Annotated in this window: 6 protein-coding genes; 4 read left to right on the forward strand and 2 right to left on the reverse strand. The window is 48.2% G+C overall.

The features are described 5' to 3' along the window. Positions 1 to 97 precede the first annotated feature (97 nt). The gene (locus DW835_RS16505) at positions 98 to 1,411 is read left to right on the forward strand and encodes a LysM peptidoglycan-binding domain-containing protein (protein ID WP_118669695.1); all 1,314 of its coding nucleotides are present in this window, start codon (positions 98 to 100) and stop codon (positions 1,409 to 1,411) included. A gap of 253 nt (positions 1,412 to 1,664) precedes the next feature. Here DW835_RS16505 and DW835_RS16510 read toward each other — a convergent pair whose 3' ends face one another. Continuing rightward, entirely contained in the window at positions 1,665 to 1,856 is a 192-nt protein-coding gene (locus tag DW835_RS16510; RefSeq protein ID WP_118731448.1) for a DUF1858 domain-containing protein, read from the reverse strand. A gap of 421 nt (positions 1,857 to 2,277) precedes the next feature. Here DW835_RS16510 and pflB point away from each other — a divergent pair, with 421 nt between their 5' ends. From pflB to DW835_RS16525, 3 genes are all read left to right on the forward strand, one after another. Beyond that, positions 2,278 to 4,545, forward strand: a complete 2,268-nt coding sequence (gene pflB / locus DW835_RS16515) for a formate C-acetyltransferase (RefSeq protein WP_117465718.1) — start codon at positions 2,278 to 2,280, stop codon at positions 4,543 to 4,545. A gap of 127 nt (positions 4,546 to 4,672) precedes the next feature. After that, complete coding sequence (pflA, locus tag DW835_RS16520) at positions 4,673 to 5,410, forward strand: pyruvate formate-lyase-activating protein (protein WP_117465717.1); 738 nt, start codon at positions 4,673 to 4,675, stop codon at positions 5,408 to 5,410. Between the two features lie 136 nt (positions 5,411 to 5,546). Beyond that, positions 5,547 to 5,717 (forward strand): 4Fe-4S binding protein, encoded by a 171-nt coding sequence (locus DW835_RS16525; protein ID WP_022154896.1) that lies wholly within the window; start codon positions 5,547 to 5,549, stop codon positions 5,715 to 5,717. Positions 5,718 to 5,751: 34 nt separating this feature from the next. Here the strand turns inward: DW835_RS16525 and DW835_RS16530 are convergent, their stop codons facing one another. Beyond that, the gene (locus DW835_RS16530) at positions 5,752 to 6,519 is read right to left on the reverse strand and encodes a helix-turn-helix domain-containing protein (RefSeq protein WP_118538484.1); all 768 of its coding nucleotides are present in this window, start codon (positions 6,517 to 6,519) and stop codon (positions 5,752 to 5,754) included. Positions 6,520 to 6,680: the final 161 nt, after the last annotated feature.

Consider the following 6,680-nt stretch of genomic DNA (forward strand, 5'->3'; position numbering starts at 1 on the left):
CGGGACTTTAACCCGTTAGAAACGTGCGCCGCTAGGCGCACCCGGCACGATCACCGGCAGTGAGGGTGCTGCCGGCAGCACTAAGTTCCAGGATAAAGTGACTAACAACGGCACCATCCGGAAGGGCACATTCACGAATGAGGTCATAAATGAGAGCAGCGGAACCATTAACGGCGGCACATTTACCGGTGCGATTACGAACAATGATGGTACGGTTTTAGACGGTGATTTCAGCGGTGCCATCCTGAACGGTATGCTCGTGATTACTTTTGACCCGGACAATAGAGACCAGAGCATCACCAAGAAAGTAAATTGGAGCAAGGACGGAGCGGCACTCACCGCACCGGATCCTGTTCCCACCAAAGAGGGGCATAGTATTGAAGGCTGGTATTATGATAACAACGGTACGGAAACAAAATGGAACTTTGACACGGATACAGTCAAATGCACTATGACCCTCAAGGCAAAATGGGAACTCTCCACCTATTCCGTAACGCTGCAGACAGACGGCGGTACGATTGCCAGTGGAAAAGAAGTAACCGGCTACACTTACGGCACCGGGGCAGTTCTTCCTACCACCAATGATATTACCCGCAAGGGATACCGCTTTGACGGCTGGTACGCAGACAGCAACTTTTCCGGTTCACCCGTCACAGAGATCACAGGTACCGATACGGGAAATAAAACGTTCTACGCAAAATGGACGCGAAACACGATTCCCATCATCTCCGGAAACACGATCAATTATATCGTGGAGCACTACAAGACGGACGGCAGCGGCTACACGCTGGCGGAAACAGAACATTCCGCAGGGAAGACAGGTGATACCGTCGCAGCAACGCCGAAAACCTATGAAGGCTTTACCTACAATCCGGCAATCTCCACCGCCAGCGGAACGTTGAAGAAGATCAGCAGTCCGGAGGATATCGTGACTTTGAAGCTCTACTATGATGTGAATGCTGACACCGAACAGGAAAGTACTGACAGCGGCTCCGAGGAAAAGGCTGACCGTGAGGGCCCCTCTCCTGTCGTGAAAAACACCCCCTCCTATGTGACCTATACCGTACAGGCGGGTGACACTCTCTGGAAAATCGCCAGAAAATACAGTTGCTCCGTAGCCGGGATCGTGGCAGCCAACAGTGACCGGATCAAGAACCCGAACCGGATCCACGCCGGCTGGCAGCTTAAGATTCCCATGAGCGGAGCGCCCGTCTCCGGCAGCACTCCCGATGCTGTCCTGCCTGAGAATAAGAAAAGCGGGATATACATCGTCAGACAGGGTGACACCCTCTGGGCAATCGCCAGAAAATGCGGCTGCTCCGTGGCTGAAATCGTTTCCCTGAACTGGGAACTGATCCGCAATCCTGCTCTGATTTATTCAGGCTGGGAACTGAAAGTACCACAGGATTAGCCTCCCCTGAAAGAATCTACCGTGCCAGTCATACTTCATAATATCGGATCAGATAATATCTAAGGGAAAAAGGCAAAAAAAGACGGCCAAAGGCCGATGATCTGAATTCCTTGAATTCTTTTGATTTCTCAAATCCGCGCAATCGGCGGACACATTTCGATTGCGCGGAAATCTGAGCTATGAAATTCCATAAATACTTTGTTTCACCTGTGTGCCCCGGTCAGGCGATGTTGCCAAAACAGACATACAAAGATTACAGCTCCTTGATCACTTTCATAAGCTCATCTACATCAATGCCATGTACCATAGCTGCCTCTTCCAGGGTCTCTCCCTGTGAAGCAGGGCATCCCAGGCAATGCATTCCTGCATCGAGGAGTACGGGAGCTACTTCAGGATTGGCACGTAAGATCTCACCAATGGTCATGTCTTTTGTTACTCCGGTCATATCGGTCTCCTTTCTGCCGTATAAGGCTTTTTTAGTATAATACTTTCCCCGGAATAAGGCAAGATTATTCTTGTACATCCGCATTTGTTCTTCCCCGAAGATCAGCTCTGCCGCACACCACATTCATAAAAGCATCTGCTTCGCAAATGGCGCCGCTTCGCAGCTCATCTTTTATTTCATGTTGGTGTGCTTTGTCCATGAAAAAGAGATTTCCGTGCTTTGTGTGCAAGCACCCACGCACGTCAACCTTTTTTTCATGTCAGAGCTGATGTACAAAACTCGGAACAATTCCTAAAAAGGTTGACACTTACCCTTGTCAGGTAGTACACTTTTATCGTAAAGAAACAGCTTGGGATACCAGTGAAACCGGTACTCTCAGTTGATAATATTAATTGTTTTTACCAGAAGGAGGTAAATTTTCATGGCAGAAGCATGGAGAAGCTTTAAAAAAGATGGCCATTGGGATGTAGACGTCAACGTACGTAACTTCATCCAGACCAACTACACTCCGTATGATGGAGATGAGAGCTTCCTGGAGGGACCTACCGAAGCAACTGATAAACTTTGGGGCAGACTTCAGGAGTTACAGAAGGAAGAGCGTGAGCATGACGGCGTTCTGGAATGCGAAACAGAGGTCGTATCCAGTCTGACCGCTTATGGCCCTGGCTATATTGATGAATCTATGAAGGATCTGGAGCAGATCGTTGGTCTGCAGACAGACAAGCCTTTAAAGAGAGCATTCATGCCTTATGGTGGTATCAAGATGGCTCAGCAGGCTGCAAGCACCTATGGCTACGAAGTAAACGCTAAATATGACAAAATCTTCAACGAGTACCACAAGACTCACAACCAGGCAGTATTTGATGCTTATACCGATGAGATGAAGGTTGCTCGTCATACCCATATCGTTACCGGTCTTCCCGATACCTATGGTCGTGGACGTATCGTAGGCGACTACAGAAGAGTTGCTCTGTACGGTATTGATTTCCTGATCCAGAAAAAGGAAGAGGATAAGAAGAACTGCGGTACCGGTGTTATGACTGAGGACATCATCCGCCTGAGAGAAGAGATCGCTGATCAGATCAAGGCTCTGAAGGGCATGAAGGAAATGGCTAAGATTTACGGCTACGATATTTCCGGTCCCGCTACCACCGCTAAGGAAGCTATCCAGTGGTTATACTTCGGTTACCTGGCAGCTATCAAGACCCAGAACGGTGCAGCTATGTCCGTAGGACGTATCTCTACTTTCCTGGATATCTATATTGAGAGAGACTTAAAGGAAGGCACCCTGACCGAGAAAGAAGCTCAGGAGCTGATCGACCATATGACCATGAAGTTCCGTATGGTTAAGTTCGCTCGTATTCCTTCTTACAACCAGCTGTTCTCCGGCGACCCTGTATGGGCTACTCTGGAAGTTGGTGGTATCGGCATGGATGGTCGTCATATGGTTACCAAGAACGACTATCGTTTCCTGCATACTCTGGAGAACATGGGCCCCAGCCCCGAGCCGAACCTGACCGTTCTGTACTCCAGCGCTCTGCCTGATAACTTCAAGAAGTACGCAGCTAAGATTTCTGTAAATACTTCTTCCATCCAGTACGAGAACGATGACGTTATGAAGCCTATCTGGGGTGATGACTACAGCATCTGCTGCTGCGTATCCGCTACTCAGACCGGTAAGGAGATCCAGTTCTTCGGTGCTCGTGCTAACCTGGCTAAGTGCTTACTGTACGCTATCAACGGTGGTAAGGATGAGAAGCATCTGGACAAGAACGGCAAGCATATGCAGTGTGGTCCCGAAATCGCTCCTATCACTTCCGAGTACCTTGATTTCGACGAAGTTATGCATAAATATGACATCATGCTTGACTGGTGTGCATCTCTGTATGTTAACATCCTGAACCTGATCCACTACATGCATGATAAGTACTACTACGAAGCAGCTGAGATGGCTCTGATCGATACCGATGTAAGAAGAACCTTCGCAACCGGTATTGCAGGTCTGTCCCATGTAGCTGACTCCCTGTCCGCTATCAAGTATGCTAAGGTTAAGGTTATCCGTGATGACCAGGGTTGTGCTGTAGACTTCAAGATCGAAGGCGACTTCCCTAAGTATGGTAACGATGATCCCAGAGCTGATGAATTCGCTGTATGGCTGCTGAAGACCTTCATGGAGAAGATCAAGAAGAACCACACCTACAGAAATTCCGAGCCTACCACTTCCGTACTGACCATTACCTCTAACGTTGTATACGGTAAGGCTACCGGTGCTCTGCCTGATGGTAGAGAAGCTTACAAGCCTTTCGCTCCCGGTGCATCACCTTCCTACGGTGCTGAGAAGAGCGGTCTGCTTGCATCCCTGAACTCCGTAGCTAAGCTGCCTTATGAGTATGCTCTGGATGGTATCTCTAATACCCAGACCATGGCTCCTTCCGCTCTTGGTCACAACCTTGACGAGCAGAAAGAAACTCTGGTACGTGTAATGGATGGTTACTTCGATCGTGGTGCTCATCACCTCAACGTTAACGTATTCGGTACCGAGAAGCTGTTAGATGCACAGGCTCATCCTGAGAAGCCTGAGTACGCTAACTTCACCATCCGTGTATCCGGTTATGCTGTTAAGTTCATCAGCCTGACCAAGGAGCAGCAGGATGATGTTATCGCAAGAACCTGCCATAAGAGTCTGTAATTCTTACAGGTTTTGAGATAATTGATGTATATGGGGCCGGGCAGTAATGTCCGGTCCTTTTTTGGATATACTATTCGTAACACTCACCCCTCAGCTGCCTGCATGGCAGAGAATGGAGATTATTACAATGATCAAAGGCAGAATTCACTCATTAGAATCCTTCGGCGCAGTAGACGGACCCGGAATCCGCTATCTTATTTTCCTCAAGGGCTGCAATATGCGTTGTCAATATTGCCACAACGTAGATACCTGGAATCCCGACACTGACAATCTGATGACAGCAGACGAGCTTCTGGATAAAGCAGAGCGTTTCCGCAGCTACTGGGGCAAAGAAGGCGGCATCACTGTCAGCGGCGGCGAAGCCTTATTACAGATCGATTTTCTGATCGATCTTTTCCGCAAGGCCCACGAGAGAGGCATCAATACCAATCTTGATACTTCCGGACAGCCTTTTACCAGAGAAGAGCCTTTCTTCTCCAAATTCAACGAATTACTGAAATATACCGACCTTGTCATGTTGGACATCAAGCATATTGATGATGAGGAGCACAAAAAGCTTACCGGTCATACCAACAAGAACATTCTGGACTGCGCAAGATACCTTTCCGAGCAGGGTATCCCCATGTGGATCCGTCATGTACTGGTGCCCGGAATTACTGACAATGACGAATACCTGAAAAAGACAAGAGAATTTATTGATACTCTGGATACCGTCATGAAAGTAGAAGTTCTTCCCTACCATACTCTGGGTGAGTACAAGTGGAAAGAACTGGGGATTCCGTACAAGCTTGAGGGTGTAGAACCGCCCACCGAAGAGAGGATCCAGAACGCGAAGAAGATTCTGGAGTTCAATAAATATAAATAAGCAACTGTAACTATTGATAAAAAATACTAAATAAGTCTTGTATTCAAAGCCCATTTATATTACAATACAAGTGGTTATATTGATAAATTTGTATCAAACAAGAGATTTGATACACGCAAAATAGGAGGAAAAGATTATGGCATTTGTTATTGGTGATGCTTGTGTAGCATGTGGAGCTTGTGAGGCACAGTGCCCCGTTGGCGCTATCAGCATGGGCGACGGAAAGTTTGAAATCGATGCAGATAAGTGCATCAGCTGCGGTTCCTGCGCAGGTCAGTGCCCTGTTGGTGCTATCGCAGAGGATTAATTCCTGATTCAGAACGTACCCCGGGGAAGGCATTTCAGAAAATGAAATGCCTTTTCTTTTTTTCTGCCTTAATTTCCCTGCCGGTATTTTCTTTGTCTGCGATCTCTGTGGACTCTTTTTCCACTTTCGGCCTTCTCTCCTCTTTCTGCTGTTTCCGCAGTTGTCCCCTGGTCTTTTTCCGCAACAGCTCGTCCATCTTCTGATAGTACTCCTCGCTGCGCTGTTCCAGTCTGCGGTCTCTCTCCTCTTCCCGTTCTTCTCTGCTGCGGAACTGATAATCCAGCTCCTTGACCATGCTTTCCTTGAGTTCCCGGCAAAGGTCCTGGTTATTCTCCCGTACTGCCTCACGGATCAACTGTTGCAGGATCCACTGGAGCCTTTTAGCCTTCTCTTCCCTGCTTTCACTCTGCAGTCCTTCCTTCTCCGGCACCGTACATATCCTCTCCTGCGGCTGTACCGGCATCTCTTTATCCACCGGTTTATCAACGATCTCGATGGCCATGTGTGGTGTCCGGACTTCTGCCGGCTCTTTCCGGGCTTCTACAGGCTCTTTTTCCCGTTCCTCCGGCAGTACGTCCAGCCGTCCGTCCTTTAATATCATTTTAATTGCTTTCAACTGTAATCCCCTTTCTTTCATGCTCTTGATCTCTTTGAACCGTTCCACGTCTTCCTTCGTATAATAGCGGTGCCCCAGCTCGTTTCTTTTGATGGGCAGATGTAATTCCTCTTCCCAATAGCGAAGTACATGGCTCTCCACCTTTACCTGTTTTGCAGCATCCGAAATCAATAAATACTCTCCCATATTCTCTTCCTTTCCACATAGCCATATATAATGATGTCGGGGTCAAAAGCCCCCGACTTTGATGCCTACGGATTGTTCCGTGCTACGCACTCCCACGTCTCCGCTCCGCTTCGGTCCGTGCTAAACATGTGCCACTGGCACATAGCACCCTACCCAATATT

It is taken from the genome of Clostridium sp. AM34-9AC (assembly GCF_003480225.1).
GTDB classification, from domain to species: domain Bacteria; phylum Bacillota; class Clostridia; order Lachnospirales; family Lachnospiraceae; genus Acetatifactor; species Acetatifactor acetigignens.

Excerpts from the sequence above, each read along its gene's own strand:
- DW835_RS16510 (WP_118731448.1), bottom strand. The coding sequence starts at position 1,856 with ATGACCGGAGTAACAAAAGACATGACCATTGGTGAGATCTTACGTGCC.
- pflB (WP_117465718.1), top strand. The coding sequence starts at position 2,278 with ATGGCAGAAGCATGGAGAAGCTTTAAAAAAGATGGCCATTGGGATGTA.
- pflA (WP_117465717.1), top strand. The coding sequence starts at position 4,673 with ATGATCAAAGGCAGAATTCACTCATTAGAATCCTTCGGCGCAGTAGAC.
- DW835_RS16525 (WP_022154896.1), top strand. The coding sequence starts at position 5,547 with ATGGCATTTGTTATTGGTGATGCTTGTGTAGCATGTGGAGCTTGTGAG.
- DW835_RS16530 (WP_118538484.1), bottom strand. The coding sequence starts at position 6,519 with ATGGGAGAGTATTTATTGATTTCGGATGCTGCAAAACAGGTAAAGGTG.